Consider the following 25621-nt stretch of genomic DNA (forward strand, 5'->3'; position numbering starts at 1 on the left):
CGATCGGGCGAAACGTTACATCGCTGGACCATTCGGACATGGCACGAAGGGTATGACCCAGACAATCCCGGACCAGCGGATGATAGTGGGGAACGAGAGATGGGCAATCCCGGCACTCGGCTGATCGTGGACGGACGCGACGTCGCGGACCTCCTCGTCGCGGACACCTGGGCACGCCGCGCCCGGGGGATGCTCGCGCGCACCCCTCTCCCGGACGCGATGTGGTTCGTCGGCGAGACGACCGTGCACGGCGTGGGTATGACACGGTCCCTCGATGTCGCGCTGATCGACCGGGAGGGACGGGTGGTCGCGACCACCGTGCTGCGCCCGTTCGGGGTGACACGACCTCGCCGCGGCGCCGTCGACGTCCTGGAGGCTCCGCGCGGCAGCTTCGACTCATGGCGACTCACGGTCGGCAGCACGCTCGCGCGAGGAGACGGCGGCGCGGCGCCGGCCGGTGGGTTCTGAGGCACACCTCATCGTCGGCACCTCGACGTCTCATGCGTAGGGTCCGGGGACCGTTTCGCCCGGTCGCACCTGGGCCCGACGCTGGGCCCAGCGGCCCAGCACGGCTCGCCCACGGGCTCCGGCGTTGCTCTATCCGCCCGCAAGATGGGCACAGCGGCCCATCGTCGACCGGGCGCGACCGGTCAGACTCGGCCCCTGACCGAAACCCCTGCTCTCGCCACCCCGCGCGGGAACTCCCTGCCAATGGTCCGCGCTCGCGACTCGGGTGCCGGTTCGATCGAGGTGATCGGCGTCCTGGCGATCGCCGCGCTCCTCATCTCGGCGGTCGTGGTGTCCGTGCGCGCGTTCGACGCGCAAGGGCACGTCGCGGCGGCCGTGTGCCGGATCGCCGAGGCCTTCGGCGGCGACGGCGGCTGCGACGCACCGAGCCCCGACGTACGCGGACCCGAGGACTACCTCCCGCCCGAGCAGTGCGTGGTCACCGCCGACGGCGGCTCCGTCGGGGTACGCGCGGGTGTGGTGCTCTTCGGCGGAGCCAACGGCGACTGGCTCATCGAAGAGCTCGGTGACGGGACGTACCGGATGACCCGCGGTGCAGGACTCGAGGGGGGCGCGTCGGTCGGCATCGGCTTCGACGTCTCCGTCACCGGGGACGGTCACCGGTACGGCGCCGGCCTCGGTGCGGGTGCGAGCGCATCCGCCCACCTCACCGGCGGGGAGGTCCACCACGTCGCCACCTTGGAGGACGCGGAGGCGCTGCTGGCGGCCAAGAACGTCGCCACCGCCAAGGACGTCGTCGTCGGACCCGCAGGGCCCAGCCGGTGGGTCGTCGACCAGCTGCACGACGCGTTCGGTGACACGTCCCAGGAGAGAGTGGTGCCGGACGAGACCTACTACGCAGCCGGGGCGGGCGGTGAGGCCTCCGGTGTCCTCAATGCCTTCCTGGGCGGCGCCAGCGCGCAGGCATCGATCGACCAGACGCTGGGCACGCGCATCCGCAAGGACGGGAGCTGGACCGTGTACTTCAAGAGCGCCGCGGGGATCTCGGGCGACCTCCAGGGCCTCTCCCCCGGCGATGCACCCGGTCAGACCGGTCAGTACGCCGAGCTCTCGGGGCGCCTGGAGGGCGAGTACGTGCTCGAGGTCGAGTACGACAAGGCCGGCGTGCCCACGTCCATGACCGTGAGGTCGAGCTATGTCGCCGACGGCACCGCCGAGGCCGGACACGCGTCGCGGGCGCAGTTCGAGGACCCGGACGTCGTGAACGAGGTCGCGATGAACCTCCCGATCCGCACCGACGCGGACCGCGAGGTCGCGATGCGCACGCTCTACAGCGCCGGGATCCCCTACGCCCCCGGGCTGAGCGACGGCTTCGACGTCGCGGAGTACGCCAGTCCCGGGTCATCCCGTGGGTCTCGATCCAGGAGTTCGGTCGTGCCGCGGTCGGCAACGGCCAGCTCTGGCGACAGACGTCGACGCGCGAGACCTCCGAGTACGGCGTGAACTTCGACGCTGCCTACCTCGCCAAGCTGGAGCTCTCCGGGGGGTACACGGCCACCCGTCAGACGATCTCGCAGTACGAGTACTGGAACGGGCAGTCGTTCGTGTCGCGCGACGGCTGCGGCGGGGGCTTCGCCTGATGCGCCGCGCGCCTCTTGCTACGTTGCGCCCCGTGACCAAGGAGATGCCGTTGACCTTCACCCGTGGCGCGACGCTCGTCGGCACGCTGGTGCTCGGCGCCCTGCTGACGTCGTGCGGGACGACCGGGCCGGCCGAGCCCGACGTGCCCGACGGCTGGACGACGCACACCGTCGGTGACGTCACGTTCTCCACGCCCGGCACCTGGGAGGTCGACGAGTCGGAGGGCGCCCTCGTGGTCCGCCGCGGTAGCGACGCGACCGACGCGATGGCCAGCGTCGTCCTCGTCCCCGAGCCCCGACCGCTGCAGGTCGAGGCGGACGCCGTCTTCGCCTCGATGGTCGCGGCGACGGGGGCGAAGAAGGTCGCCGACGGACCCGTGGAGAAGTCGGGCGCCAGCGAGGCGGTGCAGCTCGAGTACGTCGGGGACCAGCCGCGGGCAGACGGCAGCGGGACCTTCGCCGCGCGCTCGAGGTGGCTGTTCATGACGCTCGAGGACGGCTCCGGGTTGATCGCAGCGGTGACCGCTCCCGAGGAGCAGTTCGACGAGGAGCTGGAGACGGTGCTCGAGTCCGTGACGCTGCCGTGAGGCCCGAGGACGGACCTCTGGGGGTACGGCGTGCGACGGCCATGTTCGCCGTCGTGGTCTGGGCGGGGGCCGCGCTCGTCCTGGTCATGGGCGTGGTGATGCTCGCAGGCTCCTCAGGTGGACCACCCACGACGGTCGCCCTGCGCGACACCGTCGCGGCCGGCGAGCCGCTCGAGCTGGTGACCAGCACGTCGGCACGTCTGGTCTACGGGGCCCCTGCGGACCTCGACCTCGCCGCGGTCACCTGCACCGGCAGCGCGCCCTCGGGCGAGCGCGAGCTCGACGTCGCGACCGAGCGGCAGACGGTCACCGACACGGTCGGCGAGGACGAGCGGGTCCTCCTCGTCCGGGTGGAGACCATGCCGCTGGTCAAGGAGGTCACGTGCCAGGGTGGAGGACTCGAGAGCATCGGCAGCACCGCGGCCGGCAACGCCGGCACGGAGCGGGTCTTCGGCGTCGTCCTGCTCCTCCTCTCGCCCGTGCTGCTGGTGCTGGGGTTCGTCGCTCGCCGCGTGTCCCGGCCACCCGCGCCCTGAGCCGGGCGCCCGGCCTGGTCCGGGTGCTCCGCGCCGCGCGTTCCGGTCCGGTGGGTCAGGTCGCGCAGTAATGCCCTTCGGCGATGTCGGTACCGCCCCGTAACGTTGCTGGACGTGCGTTCCCTCCCTCTTGCCGATCCCGGCACCCCGCCGCTGCGCGGTCCCGTCACCTACCTGGGCTGGCTGGCCCGCCGGCAGTGGGGCATCCTGCTCGCCGCCGTCGGGTGCGGCGTGGTGCAGTTCGCCTGCCAGGCGTTCCTGCCCTACCTGACGGGTCGGGCGATCGACGACGGGCTGGAGCAGGGCTTCGGTCCCGACCTGCTGAAGGCGGCGGGCTCCCTGCTCGCGCTCGGGCTCCTGAGCGCCGGCGCGTCGGCGCTCGGTCACCGCTTCGACATCGCCAACTGGCTGCGGGCCGCGTTCACGACGGCGCAGCTCGTGGGCCGCACGTCGGCGCGCGCCGGTCACGCGATCACGGCGGAGCTGCCGACCGGCGAGGTCGTGTCCGCGGTGGCGAACGACGCGCTGCGGGTGGGTGACGTCTTCGCCGTCATGGCACGCTTCGTCGGCTCGCTGACGGCGTACGGGGCCGTGGCCGTCCTGATGCTCCGCGTGTCCGTGCCGCTCGGGCTCGTCGTGCTGCTCGGGCTGCCGACGGTCGCGGCCACCCTCGGCCTGCTGGTCAAGCCGCTGCAGCGCCGGCAGTCCGCGCAGCGCGAGGCGTCGGGTCGCCTGACCACGCTCGGCGCCGACACCGTCTCGGGGCTGCGCGTGCTGCGGGGCATCGGCGGCGAGTCGGTGTTCACGGGGCGCTACCGCGCCCAGTCTCAGCTCGTCCGGGAGCGCGGTGAGCACGTCGCCGTCACGCAGTCGTGGCTCGACGCGCTGCAGGTGCTCCTGCCGGGCTCGTTCGTCATCGCGCTCGTGTGGATGGGTGCGCACATGGCCCTGGCCGGCACGATCACGCCGGGCCAGCTCGTGACGACGTACGGCTACGCCGCCTTCCTCGGCTGGCCGGTGCAGAACGCGACGGAGTTCCTGCAGGCGACGACGCGCGCGCTGGTCGGGACGCGCAAGGTGCTCGCCGTGCTGCGGGTGGTGCCGGCCGCCGGCGCGACCCCGGGCGAGGCGGCCGCCATGCCCCCCGCAGGGTCTCCCCTCGTCGACGAGGTCAGCGGCGTCACGCTCACGACGGGCCGCGTCGTCGCGCTCGTGTCCGCCGACCCCGACGAGTCCGCGCGCATCGCCACCCGACTGGGACGGTTCGACGACGCGGACGAGGCCGAGACGCCCGTGCTGCTCGGCGGCGTGCCGCTGCGCGACCTGCCGCTCGCCGAGGTGCGGCGCCGTGTCGTCGTCGCCGAGGCGATGCCGCAGCTGTTCTCCGGGACCCTCGCGGCCGGACTGGACGTGCGCGGCGGCGCGAGTCGCGAGGACCTGCTCGCCGCCATCGCGCTGGCCGACGCGCAGGACGTGCTCGACTCCGTGCCCGAGGGGCTCGACGGCGAGCTGCCCGAGAAGGGCCGCTCTTTGTCGGGCGGCCAGCGCCAGCGTGTCGCGCTGGCCCGCGCCCTGCTCACCGAGCCCGAGATCCTCGTGCTCGTCGAGCCGACGAGCGCGGTCGACGCCCACACCGAGGCCCGCATCGCGTCCCGGCTCGCCGACGCCCGGCGCGGCCGCACGACACTCGTCGTCACCGCCAGCCCACTGGTCCTGGACCACGTCGACGAGGTCCAGCTCGTGCAGGACGGCGTGCTCGTCGCCCGCGGCACGCACGCCGCACTCCTCGACGGCGCCGCCGGGCCCGAGGTCGCAGCGCGGTACCGCGCGGTCGTGGGACGCCAGCTCGACGACGACCTGCCCGTCGAGCCGACGTTCGCCGACACGCACGACGACCACCTGTCCCCCGTCGACCTGACCACCGGAGGTGCCGCGTGAAGCTCCCCATCGCCGACGCGGCGACCGTGCGCGCCTACGCCGGCGCCCTGCTGCGCCGGCACCGGCGACCGCTCAGCGGTCTGGCGGTCCTGCACACGCTCGCGGCCGTCGCAGGCCTCGCCGGTCCGCTCCTGCTCGGCCGCCTCGTCGACGCCGTCGCCCGGGGCACCGACGCGAGGTACGTCAACACGCTCGTCGTCGTCGGCGCGGTCGCGGTGCTCACGCAGACCGGCCTCATCCGGTACGCGCAGCGCGCGTCCATGCTGTTCGGCGAGAAGGTCTTCGCCGAGCTGCGTGAGGAGTTCCTCGAGACGGTGACGGCGCTGCCGCTCTCGGTCGTCGAGCGGGCCGGCACGGGTGACCTCGTGGCGCGGACCACCAACGACGTCAACAAGCTGCAGCACGCCGTCCGCTTCGGCGTGCCGCGCGTCATCGTCGCGGTCGTCACCATCACGCTCACCGTCGTCGCGTGCCTGCTCATCGCCCCGCTCGTCGCCGTCGCGCTGTTCGTCGGGGTCCCGACGATGGTCCTGATGGTGCGGTGGTACCTCAAGCGCGCGACACCCGCGTACGTGCGGGAGTCCGCGGCGTACGCGGTGCTCAACGGGACGATCACCGAGACCGTCGAGGGGGCGCGCACGATCGACGCCCTGAGCCTCGCCGACGCGCGCGAGCGGCGCGTCCACGACGACCTGCACGAGGCGTTCGACGCCGAGCTCGCGACCCTGCGGCTGCGCACGATCCTGTTCCCGGGGGTCGACCTCGCGTTCGTCCTCGCACCCGTCGCCGTGCTGGTGTGGGGCGGGTACCTCGCCTCGACCGGTCACGTGACGTTCGGCGCGGTGACCGCCATCGTCCTGTACGCCTACCAGGTGACGGGCCCGGTGTGGGAGCTCATCTACTGGGTCGACGAGATCCAGGTGGCCACGACCGCGCTCGCGCGCATCGTCGGCGTGCGGCTCGTCGAGACGGACCGCGTGGCGACCGACGCGCGCCCCGCGGACGAGCGCGTCTCGACGCACGCCCTGCGGTACGCGTACCGCGAAGGACACGACGTGCTGCACGGCATCGACCTCGACCTCGCCCCCGGTGAGCGGCTCGCCGTCGTCGGGCCGTCCGGGGCGGGCAAGTCGACGCTGGGTCGCATGCTCGCCGGTATCCACCCGCCCACGGGCGGGACCGCGACCGTCGGCGGCGTGCCCCTGGTCGACCTGCCGCTCGAGGAGCTGCGCGGTCACGTGGCGCTCGTCACGCAGGAGCACCACGTCTTCGTCGGCACCGTCGCGGACAACCTGCGCCTGGCCAAGGTCGACGCGGACGACGCCGAGATCGAGCACGCGCTGCGCGCGGTCGACGCGTGGGAGTGGGTCCAGGGCCTGCCCGAGGGCCTGGCCACCGAGGTCGGCTCCGGGGGCGCCGCGCTCACGCCGGCACAGGCCCAGCAGCTCGCGCTGGCCCGCCTCGTACTGCTCGACCCGCACACGCTCGTGCTGGACGAGGCGACGTCACTGCTCGACCCGCGTGCCGCGCGGCACCTCGAGCGGTCGCTGTCCGCGGTGCTCGCCGGCCGGACGGTCGTCGCGATCGCCCACCGGCTGCACACGGCGCACGACGCCGACCGCGTCGCCGTGGTCGACGCCGGGCGGATCAGCGAGATCGGGCCCCACGACGAGCTCGTCGCGGCAGGCGGCGAGTACGCGGCGCTGTGGCGGTCCTGGCAGCACGAGTCGGCCTGACGAGTCGTTCATCGCACCCCTGGCACGGCCGCGAACGGGACGGGACGGCACGGCGGGTGGAACGCAGCGTGTGCCATACTCGCGCGTCCGTTTCGTCCCGTACGCCCCCTTGGTCAGCCTCCCGGGGTGTCAGCCCCTGGGGAGCCGTGATGTCCCGCAGCACCGTCCGTTCGGCCACGACCGCCATGGGCGCGGTGGCATGCCTGGCCCTCGTCGGCTGCGTCGGTTCGAGCGCCCCGCAGGCGACCACGGCCGCGACGGCCGCCCCCAGCCCCACGCCGACCCCGAGCCCGAGCGCCCCACCCGAGGTCGCGTGCCTGGAGTCCGGCACGTGGGTGGCGGACCTCGCGCGCGAGGCGGCCGTGCAGGCGGAGACGATGCGGCAGATCGTGTGGAAGTACGACACCCAGTTCGGCGGTGAGCGGTCGTTCTCCTTCGCGGACGGTGAGTTCACCGCGACGTACTCCGGGATGACCGAGACGACGAATCTCGTCACGCTGGAGCGCGCCGACGTCGACGTGAACATCACCGCCACGACGGAGGGGACCGTCGTGGCCCCCTACGTCGCCACGACCACGCAGGTCGACCTCGGCGACGCCGACGCCTCGGGGATCATGCACGAGGTGGTGGTCCTGGAGAACGGCACGCCGTGGACGCAGGAGTCCGACCCGCAGGAGGAGCGGCGCACAGCGCTGCAGAAGCCCCAGACGTGGTTCTACGAGTGCACCGGCGACACGCTGCGCCTCGTGGACGCGGTGGACGGCGTCGCACCGGACCCGGTCGAGGACCACCACGTGCAGATCCTGACGCGCCGCTGACCTCGGCTCCGCCCCCCACGGGGAGGGAGCCGTCAAGCGCCGCTGGTCACCCGGTCGTCGCCGCTGTCCACGCGGTCGTCGCCGCCGTCCGCGCCGTCGCGGTCGCCGTCGCCGCGTGCCGGCTCGCCACCGGACGCCGCGGGCAGCCCCGGGGGGCCGGGGCGCCCCGCGGCCTCGTCGCGCACCAGCCGCCACCACAGCCCGACGGCGAACAGCCCGAAGATCCACCACTGCGCGGCGTAGGCGAGGTTCTGGATGTTGAGACCGGAGCCCGCGCGCGTCGGCGGCGCGAGCTGCTCGAGACCGTCAGCGACCGCCGGGTCGCCCGGGTCGCTCGTCTGCGTCACGAGGTACCCGGTGTAGACGGGCCCGCCCCAGGCGGCGAGCAGCTGCGCCGCGCTGATCGCGTCGGTGCGCCCGTCGGCGATGGCGTGCCCGGCCTCCTCGCCCACCTGCAGCCACCCGACGACCTCCACGTCACCCGCGGGCGCAGCGGCGACGTCCGCAGTGGGCGACCAGCCACGCACGACGGGCAGGATCGCCTCCCCGTCGGGGGTGGGCACGCGCAGCGGTGTCAGCACGAGGTAGCCGTCGGTCCGGCCGGCGTGCGCACGGCCCGTCACGAGCAGCGTCGCGTCGTCGTCGTAGGTACCGGTCACGACCGCCTTGCGAGCGACGAGGTCCCCGACGAACGTGTCGCCCGGTGCGAGCAGGTCCGCCAGGTCCACGGGATCCGCCGACACCACACGCTGGGCCTCGCGCTCGGCAGCCGCCGCGCCGCGCACGTCCGCTCGTTCGAGCTGCCACGCGCCGAGGCGGCCGCACACGGCGGCGGCCGCGAGGAAGACCACGAGCAGGAGGAGCATGCGCGGCCGGACTGCTGCGCGCCACAGGGACGTGGGGGTGTCGGCCACACCTCACGGTACCCGGCGTGACCGGCCCGACCGGTCGGCGCGGGACGTGATGTTCACCCCCGGGCCCCTCCCATGCCGCTGCGCGTGCGTGGCATGTGCGCTTGTATGGCTGTGGTCAGGAGCACAGGCGTTGTGGGCCCGACGTCCCATCTCTCGCCACGACCTCAGGCAAGGCTGGGGGCCGACCCAGCGGAACGGCACTTTCCCACGGGAGGGGACACATGACTTCCACCACCTCGGACCAGGAGCGCCCTGCGGGCGCCGGTCCCATCGCTGCTGGGCACTTCGCCGCGGCGGAGGCGCGCACGGCATGGCGCAAGGGCACGGGCGAGATCGACGACGCGACCCTCCAGCGGATCGAGAAGTTCTGGCGCGCGGCCAACTACCTGTCGGTGGGCCAGATCTACCTGCTCGACAACCCGCTGCTGCGCCGTCCGCTGAGCCGCGACGACGTCAAGCCGCGGCTCCTGGGTCACTGGGGCACCACACCAGGTCTGACCTTCCTGTACGCGCACCTCAACCGCGCGATCGCCGAGCGCCAGCAGTCGACGATCTACATCACCGGTCCGGGTCACGGTGGCCCCGGCCTGGTGGCCAGCGCGTACCTCGACGGCACGTACTCGGAGGTGTACTCCGACCTCACCGAGGACGAGGAGGGGCTGCGCCGGCTGTTCCGGCAGTTCTCGTTCCCCGGCGGCATCCCGTCGCACGTCGCACCGGAGACCCCCGGGTCGATCCACGAGGGCGGTGAGCTCGGCTACGCCCTGAGCCACGCGTACGGCGCGGCCTTCGACAACCCGCACCTGCTGGTCGCGGCGGTCGTCGGTGACGGCGAGGCCGAGACGGGCCCGCTGGCGACCAGCTGGCACTCGAACAAGTTCGTCAACCCGCAGCAGGACGGCATCGTCCTGCCGATCCTGCACCTCAACGGCTACAAGATCGCCAACCCGACGGTCCTGGCGCGCATCCCGGACGACGAGCTCGCCGACCTGATGCGCGGCTACGGCCACACACCGCACGAGTTCGTCGCGGGCTTCGACGACGAGGACGATCTGTCGATCCACCGACGGTTCGCGGTCCTGCTCGACGAGGTGCTCGACGAGATCGCCGACATCAAGGCGCGTGCCGCGACGGGCGACCTGACCCGACCGATGTACCCGATGATCGTCTTCCGCACGCCCAAGGGCTGGACGGGCCCGGCGGAGATCGACGGCAAGAAGACCACCGGCTCGTGGCGCGCGCACCAGGTGCCCCTGGCCAACGCCCGCGACACCCCCGAGCACCTCGCGGTCCTCGAGGAGTGGCTGCAGTCGTACCGCCCGGACGAGCTGTTCGACGCCACGGGCCGCGTGGACGACGACATCTCGGCACTCGCACCGGCGGGTGACCTGCGCATGAGCGCCAACCCGCACGCCAACGGCGGTGAGCTGCTGCGCGACCTGCGCCTGCCGAACTTCCGCGACTTCGCGCAGGACGTGCCGGCACCCGGCGCGACGTTCGCGGAGGCGCCCCGCGTGCTCGGCGAGTTCCTCACCGAGGTCATCCGCCGCAACCCGGAGAACTTCCGGATCTTCGGACCCGACGAGACCGCGTCGAACCGCCTGCAGGCGGTGTACGAGGTCACGGACAAGCAGTGGAACGCGGAGTTCTACGGGCCTGACGTCGACGAGCACATGGCCCGTGCCGGCCGCGTCATGGAGATGCTGTCGGAGCACCAGTGCCAGGGCTGGCTCGAGGGCTACCTGCTCACCGGGCGGCACGGCCTGTTCACGTCGTACGAGGCCTTCATCCACATCGTCGACTCGATGTTCAACCAGCACGCGAAGTGGCTGAAGGTCACGAACGACATCCCGTGGCGCCGGCCGATCGCCAGCCTGAACTACCTGCTGTCGAGCCACGTGTGGCGCCAGGACCACAACGGCTTCAGCCACCAGGACCCCGGGTTCATCGACCACGTGGTCAACAAGAAGGCCGAGGTGGTGCGGGTCTACCTGCCGCCGGACGCCAACACCCTCCTGAGCACGTACGACCACTGCCTGCGCAGCCGGCAGTACGTCAACGTCGTCGTGTCGGGCAAGCAGCCCGCGCCGAACTTCCTCACGATGGACCAGGCGGTCGCGCACTGCACACGGGGTCTGGGCATCTGGGAGTGGGCCGGGTCGGAGGCCAAGGACGAGGAGCCCGACGTGGTCCTCGCGTGCGCCGGCGACGTCCCGACGCTCGAGGTCCTGGCCGCGGCGGACATCCTGCGACGCGAGCTGCCGCAGCTCAAGATCCGTGTCGTCAACGTCGTCGACCTCATGCGCCTGCAGGACGCGCGGGAGCACCCGCACGGCCTGTCGGACCGGGAGTTCGACACGATCTTCACGGCCGACCGTCCGATCGTGTTCGCCTACCACGGTTACCCTTGGCTCATCCACCGCCTCACGTACCGCCGCAACGGGCACGCCAACCTGCACGTCCGCGGGTACAAGGAGGAGGGCACCACCACGACGCCTTTCGACATGGTGATGCTCAACGACCTCGACCGGTACCACCTCGTCATCGATGTCATCGACCACGTCCACTGGCTGCGGGCCTCGCACGCGGGGCTCCGGCAGCGCATGGTGGATGCCCGCATCCGTGCCCGGCAGTACACGCGGGAGCACGGCGAGGACATCCCCGAGGTGCGCGACTGGGTGTGGCCCGACGTCGGCGAGACGGCGACCGAGGAGGGTGGCCCGCAGCCCCGGCAGTCGCCGGCGACCGCGGACACCGGCGGTGACAACGAGTAGCACCATTTTCCAGCGGTCGCGTCCGGGCCCACCGGCCCGGACGCGACCGAAGAACCACGAGCCCCCACCGGGGCCAGAGAAGTGAGCAGCACTGTGGCCAGGACGATCTATGTCATGTCGGCCGAGGGTGACACGGGCAAGTCCGTCGTCGCACTGGGTCTCGTCGACCTGCTGACGCGCACCGTGCAGCGCGTCGGCGTCTTCCGACCCGTCGCACGGTCGACCGAGGAGCGGGACTACGTCCTCGAGCTGCTGCTCGAGCACGACGGTGTCGACATCGCGTACGAGGAGGCCGTCGGCGCGACGTACGACGAGGTCATCGCGGACCCCGACGCCGCGCTGTCCCGCATCGTGTCGCGGTTCCACGACGTCGAGCGACGCTGTGACGCGGTCGTCGTGGTGGGCACCGACTACACCGACGTCGCCGGGCCGACGGAGCTCGCGTACAACGCCCGCATCGCCGCGAACCTGGCCGCGCCCGTGGTCCTCGTCGTCAACGGCGCGAACCGCACGCCCGATGACATCCACCACGCGGTCGACGTCGCGAGCACCGAGATCGTCGCGAACCACGCGCAGGTCGTGTCCGTCATCGCCAACCGGTGCGACCCCACGGCGCTGGACGCGGTCCGCGAGGCGCTGGCCGGTGACGCGCCCGTGTGGGCGTTGCCCGACTCGCCGCTGCTGTACGCGCCCACGCTGCGCCAGCTCATGCACGCGGTCGGCGGCACGCTGACCGGCGGGGACGAGGAGCTGCTCGGTCGCGAGGTGCTCGACGTGCTGGTGGGCGCCATGTCGATCGAGCACCTGCTCGACCGGCTCCAGGACGGGGCCGTCGTCATCACGCCCGGCGACCGTGCCGACGTGCTGCTCGGCCTGCTCATGGCCCACCAGGCGGAGGGCTTCCCGTCGCTCGCCGGCCTGATCCTCAACGGCGGCCTGCCGCCCGCGCCGACGATCGAGCGCCTCATCGGGGGTCTGGGCTCGCGCCTGCCGCTCATCACGACGTCGCTCGGCACGTTCCGCTCCGCGAGCGCCGCCGCGGCCACGCGCGGGCGCCTGACGTACGACGCGCAGCGCAAGGTCGACAGGGCGCTCGCGCTGTTCGAGCAGCACGTCGACGGCGCCGAGCTGCTCGCAACCCTCGACGTGCCGCGTCCGGGCGTCGTCACGCCGCTGATGTTCGAGTACGCGCTGCTCGACCGGGCGCGCTCGGACCGCAAGCACGTCGTGCTCCCGGAGGGCAACGACGACCGCATCCTGCGCGCCGCCTCGACGCTGCTGCAGCGCCAGGTCGCGGACCTGACGATCCTCGGCGAGGAGGCCGCGATCCGCGCACGCGCGACCGAGCTCGGCCTCGACCTCGACGGCGCCCAGGTCATCGACCCGAAGAACGGCGAGACCCTGGAGCGCTTCGCGGAGGTCTACACCGAGCTGCGCCGCCACAAGGGCATGACGGTCGAGCGCGCGCGGGAGATCGTGTCGTCCGTGTCCTACTTCGGCACGCTCATGGTGCAGCTCGGCATGGCCGACGGCATGGTGTCGGGCGCGGTCCACACGACCGCGCACACCATCAAGCCGGCCTTCGAGATCATCAAGACGACGCCCGGCGTGGGCAGCGTGTCCAGCTGCTTCCTCATGTGCCTCGAGGACCGTGTCCTGGTGTACGCCGACTGCGCGGTGATCCCCGACCCGACGGCCGAGCAGCTCGCGGACATCGCGATCTCGTCGGCCGAGACGGCCGTGCAGTTCGGGATCGACCCGCTCATCGCGATGCTGTCGTACTCCACGGGCGAGTCGGGCTCCGGTGCGGACGTCGAGAAGGTCCGTGAGGCGACGCGCCTGGTGCGCGAGCGCCGTCCCGACCTCTCGGTCGAGGGCCCGATCCAGTACGACGCCGCCGTCGACGCGTCGGTCGCCAAGACGAAGATGCCGGACTCCGCGGTCGCGGGCCGTGCCAACGTCTTCGTGTTCCCCGACCTCAACACGGGCAACAACACGTACAAGGCCGTGCAGCGCTCGGCCGGCGCCGTCGCCATCGGCCCCGTCCTGCAGGGTCTGCGCAAGCCCGTCAACGACCTGTCGCGCGGGGCGCTCGTGCAGGACATCGTCAACACCGTCGCGATCACCGCGATCCAGGCGCAGGCGCTCGCCGCCGCCGCCGCCGGCACGGCCGGCACCGTCACGACACCGGAGGAATCCGCACGATGAGCACGTCCACCCCGTCCGACCAGCCCGCCGCGAGCGTGCTGGTCATCAACTCCGGTTCGTCCTCCATCAAGTACCAGCTCGTCGACCCGGACAGCGGGCAGGCCATCGCGTCGGGCATCGTCGAGCAGATCGGCGAGGGCGTCGGCTCCGTCAAGCACGTCGCGCTCGGCTCGACGACTCGTCGCGAGCTGCCGGTGCCCGACCACGCCGAGGGCCTGCGGATCGTCCTCGGGCTGTTCGACGAGATCGGTCCGGACCTCGAGGCGGCGCACGTCGTCGCGGTCGGTCACCGCGTGGTGCAGGGTGGTGCGCTCTTCGACGGTCCTGTGCTGGTCGACGCCGAGGTCGAGCGCCTCATCGAGGAGCTGGCGCCCCTGGCTCCGCTGCACAACCCGGCGAACCTCACCGGCATCCGGGTCGCACAGGCCCTGCTGCCGGACGTCCCGCACGTCGTGGTCTTCGACACGGCGTTCTTCCGTCACCTGCCCGACGCCGCGGCGACGTACGCGATCGACGCCGACGTGGCGGCGGCGCACCGGGTGCGCCGGTACGGCGCCCACGGCACGTCGCATCAGTACGTCTCGCGGCAGGTGGCCGAGCTCGTGGGCCGCCCGCTGGAGGACCTCAACCAGATCGTGCTGCACCTCGGCAACGGCGCGTCGGCGTCCGCCGTGCGCGGCGGGGTGGCCGCCGAGACGTCGATGGGCCTGACGCCCCTCGAGGGGCTGGTCATGGGGACGCGGTCGGGCGACATCGACCCCGCCGTCGTCTTCCACCTGCACCGCAACGCGGGCATGAGCATCGACGAGATCGACGACCTGCTCAACCGCCGCTCGGGCATCAAGGGCCTGTCGGGGGTGAACGACTTCCGCGCGCTGCACGACCTCGTCGAGCAGGGTGACGCCGGGGCGCGGCTCGCGCTCGACGTGTACCTGCACCGGCTGCGCAAGTACATCGGCGCCTACTACGCGGTGCTCGGCCGCGTGGACGTCATCGCGTTCACGGCCGGCGTCGGCGAGAACGACGACATCGTGCGTGCGGGTGTCCTCACCGGGCTCGAGGGCCTGGGCATCGAGGTCGACCTCGAGCGCAACGCGGGCCGCAAGTCGCAGCCCACGGTCATCTCGCCCGACGGCGCGCGGGTCACGGTGATGGTGGTGCCGACCAACGAGGAGCTGGCCATCGCCCGCCAGGCACTGGAGGTCGTCGGCGCCTGAGCCGCACGACCGGCCCGATCGCCCTGTCGCCCCCGGGTACCCCGGGGCGACAGGGCGATCTGCTGTCGTCGGTCAGGGCAGGCGCAGGCTGCGCTCGACCTGCAGGAGACGGGTGAGGACGCGCGGCCAGACCTCGGTGCCCAGCTCGTGGACCTGGCGCATGCCGAGCCCGCGCCCGGTGTGGACGCCACGCTGGGCCACCACGGCCTGCGTCCACGTCGTCTCCCACAGGCCCTCGCGCCCGTGGCGGCGCCCGTACCCCGACGCCCCGACCCCGCCGAGCGGCACACCGACGCTCCCCCACAGCAGGTGGTGCGTGTCGTTGACGGACACGGCACCGGCCCGCACGCGCGCCGCGAGCGCGGCGCCCCGTGCCGACGAGCGCGTCCACACGGCGGCCACGAGGCCCAGCTCCGAGTCGTTCAGTGCGGCGACGGCCTCGTCGTCGGACGCCACCGGGTACACGGCCACGACGGGCCCGAAGGTCTCCTCGCGGTACGCGCGGGCCGCCGGCGGCACGTCTGCCAGCACCGTCGGCTCGTAGAAGTACGGGCCCAGGTCGGGCCGCTGCTCGCCGCCCACGAGGACGGTGGCGCCGTGCCCGACGGCGTCCTCGACGTGCTCGACGACGCGCGCGAGCTGCGCGGGACCGACGAGCGACCCCATGTCGGAGCGGTAGTCGAGGCCCGAGCCCAGGCGCAGCGCGGCCGTGCGGCGCACGAGCTCGGCGACGAACGCCTCCCGTACCTGCTCGTGCACGTAGATCCTCTCGATGCTCGCGCACAGCTGGCCCGCGGACCCGAAACAGGCGCGCACCGCGCCCTCGGCGGCGGCCTCGACGTCGACGTCCTCCGCGACGTACATCGCGTTCTTGCCGCCGAGCTCGAGGGTGACCGGCACCCCGAGCTCCCCCGCGCGGCCCGCGAACACCCGACCCGACCGCGTCGACCCGGTGAACCCGGCGTGGTCGACGTGCTCGAGCAGGGCCATCCCGACGTCCGGTCCGCCGACGACGACCTGCAGGAGGTCCTCCGGCAGGCCGGCGTCCTCGAGCAGCTCGGCGCACCACAGGAGCGTGAGGGCGGTCTGCGGGTCCGCACGCAGCAGCACGGCGTTGCCGGCGACCAGGGCGGTCAGCGAGTCCCCCAGCCCGAGCGCCAGCGGGTAGTTCCAGGGCGTGACGATCCCGACGACGCCGACGGGATGACGCAGGACCCGCGCGGAGGAGAACGGGCCCGTCAGCGCGCGCACGCTGCGGGGCGACAGGAAGCGGCGCGCACGCAGCGCGTAGTAGCGCGCCGTGTTGGCGGCGTCGCCGACCTCCTCCCACGCGTGGGTGCGCGCCTTGCCGGTCTCGACCTGGAGCAGGTCGAGGACCTCGGACTGCCGTTCGAGCAGCAGGTCGTGCACGCGCAGCAGCACCGCGGCACGCTCACGCCCGGGGCGGGCCGCCCACAACCGCTGCGCCGCGCGGGCGCGGCGTGCCGCCTCGGGCAGGTCCGCGGGCACGGTCAGCGGCACCGCGGCCACGGGCGCTCCCGTGAAGGGTGCCGACGACGACGCGGTGGAGTGCCCGGGGCGGGCGACGACGCGCGCGAGGAGACTTCGCACGTCGTCGGGCTCGAGCACGTACGTCGCGAGCGGGTCGGTCTCGGGGTCGTGCAGGTCGGCATGATCGTGCGCCATCGCGTCAGCGTACGCCGGGGCCCTGCGCGTTCGGTGGACCACGTCCGCTCCTCCTGCGCCCCCCGCCGCCGACGAGGGCACCACGACCCGCACGACGCTGCGGCTCCCGGGCCTGGGCGTCGTGGTCGCGGCCGTCGGGCTCGTGTGGTCCCGCGCGCCGTACCGGCGGGAGCGCCGCTGACGGCGTCCGGCCGACGGTGTCGCCCACGTCACACCACGCACGCTGCCACCCGTGGCGTAAGGTAAGCCTCACCTATTGAGCCCGCCCACCGCGGGCCCGTCGGGAGGCTGCGCGCACGCGTCGCTCGTCCCGATGACTGCGACCCTCTGCGAAGGACACCATGCGCACTGCGCCCTCCCGCCGCGCCCTGCGACCGCTCGTCGCCGCGACCGCCGCAGCCCTCCTCCTCGCCGCCTGCTCGACGGGCGGCGCGGCCGACGGTGACGGCGCGACTGCGTCGCCGAGCGCGGACGGCGCCGCCTTCCCCGTCACGCTGACCAACGCGTTCGGTGAGACGACCGTCGAGTCCGAGCCGACCGCCGTGGCGACCGTCAACTGGGGCAACCACGACGTACCGATCGCGCTGGGCATCGTCCCCGTCGGGTTCGCCGGGTCGACCTACGGCGACGACGACGCCGACGGCGTGCTCCCGTGGACGTTCGAGGCGCTCGAGAAGCTGGGTGCCACGGGCGACGACCTGCCGGTGCTCTTCGACGAGACCGACGGCATCGCGTTCGAGTCGGTCGCCAACACCGAGCCCGACGTCGTCCTGGCCGCCTACTCCGGCCTCACCCAGGAGGACTGGACGACGCTGCAGCAGATCGCGCCGACCGTGTCGTGGCCCGAGTTCGCGTGGGGCACGAACTGGAAGGACATGGCGCTCGTCAACGGCCGGGCCCTGGGCCGCGAGGCCGAGGCGCAGGAGATCGTCGACGACGTCCTCGCGCAGATCGAGGACGCGCTCGCCGAGCGCCCGGACGTCGAGGGCACGACGATCGCGTACACGTGGATCGACCCGGCCGACCTCAGTACGATCGGCGTCTACACACCGCTGGACGCGCGCGTGCAGCTCCTCGAGGACCTCGGCATGAAGGTCGCGCCGTCGGTCGTCGAGCTCGCGGGCGACACCGAGGAGTTCTTCGTCAACCTCGCCTCCGAGCAGGCCGACGCGCTGTCCGACGTCGACGTCCTGGTGACCTACGGCGACGACTCGACGCTCGCCACGCTGCAGGCCGACCCGCTGCTGAACAAGATCCCGGCCGTCGCGCGCGGTTCCGTGGTCGTCGTCCCGGACGGCGCCCCGCTCTCCTCGGCCACGTCCGGCCCGACCGTCCTGTCGGTCCCGTGGGCGCTCGACGCCTACCTCGACCTGTTCCAGGCCGCCGCGGCGAAGGTCGGATGACCCTCACCGCCACCGCCGGGACGCCGGCCCCGCCCGCACGGGTGGGGCCGGCGTCCCTGCGCCGTCGTCGCACGCTCGGCCTCGCCGCGTGCGTCGTCGGCGTGCTCCTCGCCGTGGTCGCGTCGCTCGCGTTCGGGGCGCGGGTCGTCGGCTGGGACGACGTGGTGGCGGGCGTGCTGCACCCCGACACGACGGACATCGCGCAGGCGGCCGTGCGCTCGCGCGTCGCGCGCACGGTCCTCGGGCTGCTCGTGGGTGCCGCGCTCGGCGTCGGCGGGGCGGTCCTGCAGGGCCTGACCCGCAACCCGCTCGCGGACCCCGCGCTGCTCGGCATCAGCTCGGGCGCCTCGCTCGCGGTGGTGCTCGGCATCATGCTGCTCGGGCTGTCGACGCTGACCCAGTACGTGTGGTTCGCGTTCGCGGGCGCGGCGCTCGCGGCGCTGCTCGTCTACGCCATCGGGTCGATGGGCCGCGAGGGGGCGACCCCGCTCAAGCTCGCGCTGGCCGGGGCCGCCACCACCGCGGCGCTCGGGTCGGGTGTGTCCATGGTGCTGCTGTCGCGCACCGACGTGCTCGACACGTTCCGGTTCTGGCAGGTGGGCTCGCTGGGCCGCGCGTCGTTCGCGGAGATCGCCCAGGTCACGCCCTTCCTCGTGGTCGGCGCGGTGCTCGCCGTCGGCTGCGCGCGCGGCATGGACGCCATCGCGCTCGGTGACGACGTCGCGGTCGGGCTGGGGCAGCGCGTGGGCACCGTCCGGGCCGTCGGTGGCCTGGGCGCGGTCCTGCTGTGCGGCACCGCGGTCGCCGCCGCCGGGCCCATCGGGTTCGTCGGGCTCGTCGTGCCGCACCTCGCACGCACGTTCACCGGCCCCAGCCACCGCTGGCTGCTGCCCGTCTCCGCCGCGCTCGGCGCCGCGCTGCTGCTGGCCGCCGACGTCGTGGGGCGTGTCGTCGCGCGGCCGCAGGAGGTCGAGGTCGGCATCGTCACGGCCGTGCTCGGTGCACCCGTGTTCATCGCGATCATCCGTCGGCACAAGGTGCGTGAGCTGTGACCACGCTGCTGCTCGCGGCGGGCGTCGTCGCACGCGGCCGTCAGGCCCGCGCACGGCGCTACCGGACCGTCCTGACCGTCCTCGCCCTCGCGGTGGTCGCCGTCGCCGTCGTCGCGCTGTGCGTCGGCGAGCGCTCGTACGCGCCGACCGAGGTGCTGCGCGTGCTGCTGGGCGAGCAGGTGCCCGGTGCGTCGTTCAACGTCGGCGTGCTGCGCGCGCCTCGCGTCCTGACGGCCGTGCTCGTGGGCGTCGCGTTCGGCATGGGCGGCGTCGTGTTCCAGACGATGCTGCGCAACCCTCTGGCCAGCCCCGACATCATCGGTGTCAGCGCAGGGTCGAGCGCGGCCGCGGTCGTCGCGATCACCGCGTTCGGCCTGTCCGGCCCGGCGCTCTCGGGCGTCGCGGTCGTCGCGGGCCTCGCCGTCGCCGCCGTGATCTACACGCTGTCGTGGCGTGACGGCGTGCAGGGCGCCCGCCTCGTGCTCATCGGCATCGCCGTGGGGGCCATGCTCGACTCCGTCATCGGCTACGCCCTGACCCGCGCGGGCGTGTACGACGCCGGCGAGGCCCTGCGCTGGCTGACCGGGTCCCTGAACTCCGCGTTCTGGCCCGGCGTCGGACCGCTCGCCGCCGCGCTCGGCGTGCTGCTGCCCGTGCTCCTGGTGCTCGCCCGCCGGTTGCCCGCGCTGCAGCTCGGCGACGACGCCGCGGCCGGCCTCGGTGTGCAGCCCGACCGCTCGCGCCTGGCGCTGCTGCTCGTCGCGGTCGCCGTCATCGCGGTGGCGACCGCCGCGACCGGGCCGATCGCGTTCGTCGCGTTCCTGTCCGGCCCCATCGCGCACCGCCTGCTGCGCGGCACCGGGCCGGTCGTCGTCCCTGCCGGCCTCGTCGGGGCGCTGCTCGTGCTGGTGGCGGACCTGGTGGGGCAGCACCTGCTGGTCCACCGCTTCCCCGTCGGCGTCGTCACCGGCGTGCTCGGCGCGCCCTACCTGCTCTGGCTGCTCGCCAGGACCAACCGCTCCGGAGGCTCCCTGTGACGGACCCCGTCCACACCCTCGCGGTCGAGGGCATCACCGTCGGGTACGACGAGCGGGTCGTCGTGCACGACATGACGCTCGAGGTCGCGCCCGGGCGGATCACCGCGATCGTCGGCGCCAACGGCTGCGGCAAGTCCACCCTGCTGCGCGCCATGGCACGCCTGCTGCGCCCGCGCAGCGGCCGAGTCCTGCTCGACGGCACCCCGATCGACACGATGCCGTCCAAGGAGGTCGCGACGATCCTCGGACTGCTCCCCCAGTCCCCCGTGTGCCCCGAGGGCATCGCCGTGGCGGACCTCGTCGGGCGTGGTCGCTACCCCCACCAGGGCTGGTTCCGCCGCTGGACCGCGCAGGACGACGAGATCGTCGAGCAGGCGCTCGTCGCGACCGACATCCTCGACCTGGCCGACCGCCCGGTCGACGAGCTGTCGGGCGGGCAGCGCCAGCGCGTGTGGATCGCGATGGCTCTCGCGCAGCAGACCGACGTTCTGCTGCTCGACGAGCCCACGACGTTCCTCGACGTCTCCCACCAGGTCGACGTGCTCGACCTGCTCGCCGACCTCAACCGCGACCGTGGCACGACGATCGTCATGGTCCTGCACGACCTCAACCTCGCGGCGCGCTACGCCGACCGGCTCGTGGCCCTCACGGACGGGCGCCTGTACGCGCAGGGCACCCCGGCCGACGTGGTCACCGAGACGATGGTGCGCGACGTGTTCGGCATGGCCGCCCGCGTCGTGCCCGACCCGGTCAGCGGCTCGCCGCTGGTGCTGCCGATCGGCCGGCACCGCACCGCCCCGGCCGCGCCGGCGACGGAGGAGGGCGTGCCCGACTCGCCAGCCGACCTGCCGGCGGCACAGCCCGTACCGTGACCGGCGAGGGCCGACCACGAGACGGGCCCGTCGCCGCGCCGACGCGTCAGTACGGCTGGTACGGCGAGACGACGACCTCGATCCGCTGGAACTCCTTGAGGTCGGAGTACCCCGTCGTGGCCATCGCCCGGCGCAGCGCACCGATGAGGTTGAGCGTGCCGTCGGCCGTGTGACCCGGCCCGAACAGGATCTGCTCGAGGGTCCCGACCGTGCCCACCTCCACACGCTCGCCGCGCGGCAGCTGGGGGTGGTGCGCCTCGGGGCCCCAGTGGAAGCCGCGGCCCGGGGCGTCGGTCGCGCGTGCGAGCGCCGCACCCAGCATGACCGCGTCCGCGCCGCACGCGACGGCCTTGACCAGGTCGCCCGACCGACCCACGCCGCCGTCGGCGATGACGTGCACGTACCGGCCGCCGGACTCGTCGAGGTAGTCGCGCCGGGCTGCGGCCACGTCGGCGACCGCCGTCGCCATGGGCGCGTGGATGCCGAGGGACGCGCGCGTCGTGTGCGCCGCTCCCCCGCCGAACCCGACGAGGACACCTGCCGCACCCGTGCGCATGAGGTGCAGCGCCGCGGTGTACGTCGACGCGCCGCCGACGATCACGGGGACGTCGAGCTCGTAGATGAAGCGCTTGAGGTTCAGGGGCTCGGCACGCCCGGACACGTGCTCGGCCGACACGGTGGTCCCGCGGATGAGGAACACGTCGACGCCCGCGTCGACGACCGTGCGCCAGTGCTCCTGCGTGCGCTGCGGGCTCAGGGCGCCCGCGACGACGACCCCTGCGTCGCGGATCTCCTGCAGCCGGGCACGGATCAGCTCGGGGCGGATCGGGGCCGCGTAGATCTCCTGCATGCGAGCGGTCGCGCGCGGCGCGTCAAGTGCAGCGATCTCCTCGAGCAGCGCCGTCGGGTCGTCGTAGCGCGTCCACAGACCTTCGAGGTCGAGCACGCCGAGACCACCGGCGCGTCCCAGAGCGACCGCTGACGCGGGGCTCATCACCGAGTCCATGGGCGCTGCGAGGACGGGCAGGTCGAAGTGGTAGGCGTCGATCTGCCAGCCGACCGAGACCTCCTCCGGGTCACGCGTACGGCGCGACGGCACCACCGCGATGTCGTCGAAGGAGTACGCCCGGCGTCCTCGCTTGCCCCTACCGATCTCGATGTCGCTGGTCACCCGAAGAGCCTACCGGCGCGCGCGGGGTGGCCCGGCGCGCGCCGCGTGCCGCGCGCCTCAGCGGCCCGTGTAGTTGGGCGCCTCGACCGTCATCTGGATGTCGTGCGGGTGGGACTCCTTGAGCCCTGCCGGCGTGATCCGGATGAACTGCCCACGCTCCTGCAGCTGCGGGATGGTGTGGGCGCCCACGTAGAACATCGACTGGTGCAGGCCGCCGACGAGCTGGTGCGCGACGGCCGACAGCGGCCCGCGGTACGGCACCTGACCCTCGATGCCCTCGGGGACGATCTTCTCGTCGGTCGTCACGTCGGCCTGGAAGTACCGGTCCTTGGAGTACGACACGCGCCCGCGCGACGCCATCGCGCCGAGCGAGCCCATGCCGCGGTAGTGCTTGAACTGCTTGCCGTTGACGAACACCAGGTCACCGGGAGACTCGTCGCAGCCCGCGAGGAGCGAGCCCAGCATGACGGTGTCGGCGCCGGCGACGAGCGCCTTGGCGATGTCGCCCGAGTACTGCAGGCCACCGTCGCCGATGACCGGCACACCGGCCGGCCGGCACACCTGCGACGCGTCGTGGATCGCGGTCACCTGCGGCACGCCGACGCCGGCCACGACGCGCGTCGTGCAGATCGACCCGGGCCCGACGCCCACCTTCACGGCGTCGACGCCGGAGTCGACCAGCGCCTGAGCACCGGCGCGCGTCGCCACGTTCCCGCCGATGACCTGGACGTGGCGCGTCGCCGGGTCCGACTTCAGGCGCCGGACCATGTCGAGCATGAGGCGCGCGTGCCCGTTGGCGGTGTCGACGACGAGGACGTCGACACCTGCCTCGACGAGCGCGGTCGCACGCTCCCACGCGTCGCCGAAGAACCCGATCGCGGCACCGACGACCAGGCGCCCGTCAGCGTCCTTGGTGGACTGCGGGTACTGCTCGGTCTTGACGAAGTCCTTGACGGTGATGAGCCCGGCGAGCCTGCCCTGCTCGTCGACGAGCGGGAGCTTCTCGACCTTGTGCTTGGCGAGCAGCGCGGCCGCGTCGGCGCGCGCGATGCCGACCGGGGCGGTGATCAGCGGCATCGACGTCATCTCGTCGCGAACGCGGCGCGTGGCGAACTCCGCGGCGGGGACGAAGCGCAGGTCGCGGTTGGTGATGATGCCCACGAGCCGGCGGTCGTCATCGACCACGGGCAGGCCGGAGACGCGGTACGTGCCGCACAGCGCGTCGAGCTCCGCGAGCGTCGCGTCGGGCCCGACGGTCACGGGGTCGGAGACCATGCCGGACTCGGAGCGCTTGACCACGTCGACCTGGTGCGCCTGGTCGGCGATCGACAGGTTGCGGTGCAGGATGCCGACCCCGCCCTGGCGCGCCATCGCGACCGCCATGCGGGACTCGGTGACCGTGTCCATGGCCGCGGACACCAGGGGGACGCGCACGATGATCTCGCGGGTCAGCCGGGACGTCGTGTCGACCTCGGAGGGGATCACGTCCGTCTCGCCGGGCAGCAGCAGGACGTCGTCGTAGGTGAGACCGACCCGGGCGAACGGGTCCGCGGGTGACGTGGAGAAATCGGGCGCCGTCATCACCTCAGGATACGGGGCGGACGACGGCGCCGGGACTCCTGGTCAGTCGATGATTCCGCGCCGCAGCCCGATGGCGACGGCCTGCGCCCGGTCCGACGCCCCGAGCTTGCGGAACAGACGGCGTGCGTGGGTCTTGACCGTGTCCTCCGAGAGGAAGAGCTCCTGCCCGATCTGCGCGTTGGACCGCCCATGGCTCATGCCCACGAGCACCTCGATCTCACGCTTGGTCAGCACGGGGTTGGGGTCGCCCTGCCGCGGCCCGACACCGGCGTCGGCCCGCGACGCGTGCGTCTCCTGCAGCGGCGAGGCCGGGTGCGGCACCGCCGGTGCACCGGGCGGTGCGGACGAGACCGGGCTGGCCTGCACGTGCGCGGCGACCGCGGCGAGCTCGGCGCGGCCGACGTCGGGGGCCAGGAAGCCGCGCGCACCGAGCGCGAGCGCACGGTCGAGGGCCTCCCCGTCGTCGGGACCGGCGAGCAGCACGATCGCGGCCGACGGGGCGACGGACCGCAGACGGCGGATGGCCTCCGCGGGTCCGGCACCGGGCAGGTGGGCGTCGAGCAGGACGACGGTGGGAGCGATGCGGCGCGCGAGCGCCAGCAGCTCGTCGGCCGTCGCCGCAGCGCGGACGGGTGCCAACGACGGCACACCGATCGATGTCACGACGAGCCGCTCACGAACGGTCGCCGAGCCGTGGCAAACCACGACTCCAGCCATGGGGTTCCTCCTCGCGCCGATCCCGTCACCACATGCGTGCACGGTCCATGCCTGCATCGGCGTTACCGGTGCGTCACGTTAGCCCTCTGCACCGACCGCCGAGACTTGAACGCGCCGTTTCCTCACGGTTGCGGGCTCACGCGTGCAATGGCATCACGCGAACGGGTCACGCAGGCGTGAGCACATGACAACGGTCACAGGGGTGCCGACTGCGCAACGGCCGCCAACGCCTCGTGGACGAGTCCCGGGATCGTACGGGACCGGTGCACCGAACGGTCCAGGGGCACCCGTTCCTCGGCGACGTCGGGCACCATGACGAACTGCGGCAGGTCGGTGCGCTCCTGCGCGAGGCGCGCCACGACCGACAGGTCCGGGGTCGCGGACTCCGACAGGGTCACCACCGCGCGCGCCCGCGTCATGAGGGCCAGCTCGCCCGCGTGCCGCGTCGAGACCGGCCCGCCGACGAGCCGCGCGTCGACACCACCGTCGACGAGTGCTGCCGCGAGGACGTGCGCGACGACGGGCCGCGGCTCCCCCGGCACCGGCAGGAGCAGGACCACGGGCGCGCCGGTGGGCGGGGGTGCTGCGGTGCGGGCCCGCAGCGCACCGAGCACGGCGCCGACCAGGGTCTCGCGCGCGTCGACCCCCGGGCGCTCGACGACGGTCCGCCGCGCGAGCGCGGCCAGGGCCGGCTGCACGCGGTCGACCCACCACCGCGACAGGTCGAGCCCCGCCGGGTCGAGGAGCGCCGCACAACGGTCGACGCGGCCGGTCAGCGCGGCGTCGACGAGCGCTGCGACGCCCGCGGCGGCGCCGGCCGGACCGCTGGCGAGGGACGTCCCGGACGCGCCCGGTGCCGTCGCGCCGGGGACGGGGAGCCGCCCGGTGAGGTCGTCGCTGCCAGCGGTGGGGACCGGGTGCGTGACGACGCCCGGGACCTCGGAGGACAGCGCCAGCCGTGCGGCCTCGGCCGGGGCAACCCCGTCGATGGTGAGCCGGCGCATCACCATGAGCCGCTCGAGGTCGTGGGTCGTGTAGCGGCGGTGCGCGCCGGCGGAGTGCTCGGAGGGCCCCAGGCCGTAGCGCCGGTCCCAGGTCCGCAGGGTCGCGGGGGCGACACCGAGGCGGCGCGCGACGGCCGCGACGGTCAGCGCCGGACCAGCAGGGGGCTCGTCGGCTGCGGGGTCCATGAAGCGATTGTGCCAGCCGCATGGCGCGATCCCACGAGCGCGCGCCGAGCGCAGACCGTCGTCACGGACGGGCGTC

The 25621-nt window shown here is 73.3% G+C and carries 21 protein-coding genes; 15 read left to right on the top strand and 6 right to left on the bottom strand.

The features are described 5' to 3' along the window. The first annotated feature begins 126 nt into the window (after nt 1-126). The 8 genes from NP048_RS12990 (at nt 127) to NP048_RS13025 (ending at nt 7723) form a co-directional block, all read left to right on the top strand. Nucleotides 127-468, top strand: a complete 342-nt coding sequence (locus NP048_RS12990) for a DUF192 domain-containing protein (RefSeq protein ID WP_227576062.1) — start codon at nt 127-129, stop codon at nt 466-468. Between the two features lie 282 nt (nt 469-750). Further along, nucleotides 751-1971: a hypothetical protein gene (locus NP048_RS12995; protein WP_227576063.1), complete on the top strand. Its 1221-nt coding sequence runs from the start codon at nt 751-753 to the stop codon at nt 1969-1971. After that, complete coding sequence (locus NP048_RS13000; protein ID WP_227576064.1) at nt 1968-2108, top strand: hypothetical protein; 141 nt, start codon at nt 1968-1970, stop codon at nt 2106-2108. Before NP048_RS12995 ends, NP048_RS13000 begins: the two co-directional genes overlap by 4 nt. 32 nt (nt 2109-2140) lie before the next feature. Next, nucleotides 2141-2695 carry a hypothetical protein gene (locus tag NP048_RS13005; RefSeq protein ID WP_227576065.1) on the top strand — a complete coding sequence of 185 codons (555 nt, stop codon included), beginning with the start codon at nt 2141-2143 and terminating at the stop codon, nt 2693-2695. Continuing rightward, complete coding sequence (locus NP048_RS13010) at nt 2692-3231, top strand: hypothetical protein (RefSeq protein WP_227576066.1); 540 nt, start codon at nt 2692-2694, stop codon at nt 3229-3231. The genes NP048_RS13005 and NP048_RS13010 overlap by 4 nt, the downstream gene beginning before the upstream one ends. A gap of 114 nt (nt 3232-3345) precedes the next feature. Further along, on the top strand, nt 3346-5169 hold the full coding sequence (locus tag NP048_RS13015; RefSeq protein ID WP_227576067.1) for an ABC transporter transmembrane domain-containing protein: 1824 nt from the start codon (nt 3346-3348) through the stop codon (nt 5167-5169). Continuing rightward, nucleotides 5166-6905, top strand: a complete 1740-nt coding sequence (locus NP048_RS13020; protein WP_227576068.1) for an ABC transporter ATP-binding protein — start codon at nt 5166-5168, stop codon at nt 6903-6905. The genes NP048_RS13015 and NP048_RS13020 overlap by 4 nt, the downstream gene beginning before the upstream one ends. Nucleotides 6906-7054: 149 nt before the next feature. Continuing rightward, complete coding sequence (locus tag NP048_RS13025) at nt 7055-7723, top strand: hypothetical protein (RefSeq protein WP_227576069.1); 669 nt, start codon at nt 7055-7057, stop codon at nt 7721-7723. Nucleotides 7724-7755: 32 nt separating this feature from the next. On the opposite strand, the gene NP048_RS13030 is transcribed toward NP048_RS13025, so the two are convergent. Continuing rightward, nucleotides 7756-8637 (bottom strand): SURF1 family protein, encoded by an 882-nt coding sequence (locus tag NP048_RS13030; RefSeq protein WP_227576070.1) that lies wholly within the window; start codon nt 8635-8637, stop codon nt 7756-7758. Nucleotides 8638-8858: 221 nt separating this feature from the next. Here NP048_RS13030 and NP048_RS13035 point away from each other — a divergent pair, with 221 nt between their 5' ends. The 3 genes from NP048_RS13035 (at nt 8859) to NP048_RS13045 (ending at nt 14836) form a co-directional block, all read left to right on the top strand. Further along, on the top strand, nt 8859-11411 hold the full coding sequence (locus NP048_RS13035; protein WP_227576071.1) for a phosphoketolase family protein: 2553 nt from the start codon (nt 8859-8861) through the stop codon (nt 11409-11411). A 93-nt stretch (nt 11412-11504) separates the two neighbouring features. After that, nucleotides 11505-13619 (top strand): phosphate acetyltransferase, encoded by a 2115-nt coding sequence (pta, locus tag NP048_RS13040; protein WP_227576073.1) that lies wholly within the window; start codon nt 11505-11507, stop codon nt 13617-13619. Next, nucleotides 13616-14836, top strand: coding sequence for an acetate kinase (locus NP048_RS13045; RefSeq protein WP_227576074.1), 1221 nt, complete (start codon nt 13616-13618; stop codon nt 14834-14836). Before pta ends, NP048_RS13045 begins: the two co-directional genes overlap by 4 nt. A 72-nt stretch (nt 14837-14908) precedes the next feature. Here the strand turns inward: NP048_RS13045 and NP048_RS13050 are convergent, their stop codons facing one another. Then, nucleotides 14909-16522 (bottom strand): succinic semialdehyde dehydrogenase, encoded by a 1614-nt coding sequence (locus tag NP048_RS13050; RefSeq protein WP_227576075.1) that lies wholly within the window; start codon nt 16520-16522, stop codon nt 14909-14911. 341 nt (nt 16523-16863) lie between these two features. Here NP048_RS13050 and NP048_RS13055 point away from each other — a divergent pair, with 341 nt between their 5' ends. The 4 genes from NP048_RS13055 (at nt 16864) to NP048_RS13070 (ending at nt 20886) form a co-directional block, all read left to right on the top strand. After that, the gene (locus tag NP048_RS13055; protein ID WP_227576076.1) at nt 16864-17925 is read left to right on the top strand and encodes an iron-siderophore ABC transporter substrate-binding protein; all 1062 of its coding nucleotides are present in this window, start codon (nt 16864-16866) and stop codon (nt 17923-17925) included. Then, on the top strand, nt 17922-18977 hold the full coding sequence (locus NP048_RS13060) for a FecCD family ABC transporter permease (protein WP_227576077.1): 1056 nt from the start codon (nt 17922-17924) through the stop codon (nt 18975-18977). Before NP048_RS13055 ends, NP048_RS13060 begins: the two co-directional genes overlap by 4 nt. Next, on the top strand, nt 18974-20014 hold the full coding sequence (locus NP048_RS13065; RefSeq protein ID WP_227576078.1) for a FecCD family ABC transporter permease: 1041 nt from the start codon (nt 18974-18976) through the stop codon (nt 20012-20014). Before NP048_RS13060 ends, NP048_RS13065 begins: the two co-directional genes overlap by 4 nt. A 71-nt stretch (nt 20015-20085) precedes the next feature. Next, nucleotides 20086-20886: an ABC transporter ATP-binding protein gene (locus NP048_RS13070; protein ID WP_227576639.1), complete on the top strand. Its 801-nt coding sequence runs from the start codon at nt 20086-20088 to the stop codon at nt 20884-20886. A 46-nt stretch (nt 20887-20932) separates the two neighbouring features. Here the strand turns inward: NP048_RS13070 and NP048_RS13075 are convergent, their stop codons facing one another. From NP048_RS13075 to NP048_RS13090, 4 genes are all read right to left on the bottom strand, one after another. After that, nucleotides 20933-22057: a GuaB3 family IMP dehydrogenase-related protein gene (locus NP048_RS13075; protein WP_227576079.1), complete on the bottom strand. Its 1125-nt coding sequence runs from the start codon at nt 22055-22057 to the stop codon at nt 20933-20935. 57 nt (nt 22058-22114) lie between these two features. Further along, nucleotides 22115-23638 (bottom strand): IMP dehydrogenase, encoded by a 1524-nt coding sequence (guaB, locus tag NP048_RS13080; protein ID WP_227576080.1) that lies wholly within the window; start codon nt 23636-23638, stop codon nt 22115-22117. A 42-nt stretch (nt 23639-23680) separates the two neighbouring features. Next, a complete protein-coding gene (locus NP048_RS13085) occupies nt 23681-24355 on the bottom strand; it encodes a response regulator transcription factor (protein WP_227576081.1) in 675 nt (224 codons plus the stop codon). Between the two features lie 194 nt (nt 24356-24549). Then, a complete protein-coding gene (locus tag NP048_RS13090) occupies nt 24550-25545 on the bottom strand; it encodes a MerR family transcriptional regulator (RefSeq protein ID WP_227576082.1) in 996 nt (331 codons plus the stop codon). Between the last annotated feature and the right edge of the window lie 76 nt (nt 25546-25621).

Origin of the sequence: Cellulomonas xiejunii (assembly GCF_024508315.1) — a bacterium.
GTDB lineage: Bacteria > Actinomycetota > Actinomycetes > Actinomycetales > Cellulomonadaceae > Cellulomonas > Cellulomonas xiejunii.

What these genes read in the sequence shown, in the direction of transcription:
- guaB (WP_227576080.1), bottom strand. Translation starts at nt 23,638, where the DNA reads ATGACGGCGCCCGATTTCTCCACGTCACCCGCGGACCCGTTCGCCCGG.
- NP048_RS13070 (WP_227576639.1), top strand. Translation starts at nt 20,086, where the DNA reads ATGACGCTCGAGGTCGCGCCCGGGCGGATCACCGCGATCGTCGGCGCC.
- NP048_RS13085 (WP_227576081.1), bottom strand. Translation starts at nt 24,355, where the DNA reads ATGGCTGGAGTCGTGGTTTGCCACGGCTCGGCGACCGTTCGTGAGCGG.
- NP048_RS13025 (WP_227576069.1), top strand. Translation starts at nt 7,055, where the DNA reads ATGTCCCGCAGCACCGTCCGTTCGGCCACGACCGCCATGGGCGCGGTG.
- NP048_RS13090 (WP_227576082.1), bottom strand. Translation starts at nt 25,545, where the DNA reads ATGGACCCCGCAGCCGACGAGCCCCCTGCTGGTCCGGCGCTGACCGTC.
- NP048_RS13035 (WP_227576071.1), top strand. Translation starts at nt 8,859, where the DNA reads ATGACTTCCACCACCTCGGACCAGGAGCGCCCTGCGGGCGCCGGTCCC.
- NP048_RS13055 (WP_227576076.1), top strand. Translation starts at nt 16,864, where the DNA reads ATGCGCACTGCGCCCTCCCGCCGCGCCCTGCGACCGCTCGTCGCCGCG.
- NP048_RS13060 (WP_227576077.1), top strand. Translation starts at nt 17,922, where the DNA reads ATGACCCTCACCGCCACCGCCGGGACGCCGGCCCCGCCCGCACGGGTG.
- NP048_RS13050 (WP_227576075.1), bottom strand. Translation starts at nt 16,522, where the DNA reads ATGGCGCACGATCATGCCGACCTGCACGACCCCGAGACCGACCCGCTC.
- NP048_RS13045 (WP_227576074.1), top strand. Translation starts at nt 13,616, where the DNA reads ATGAGCACGTCCACCCCGTCCGACCAGCCCGCCGCGAGCGTGCTGGTC.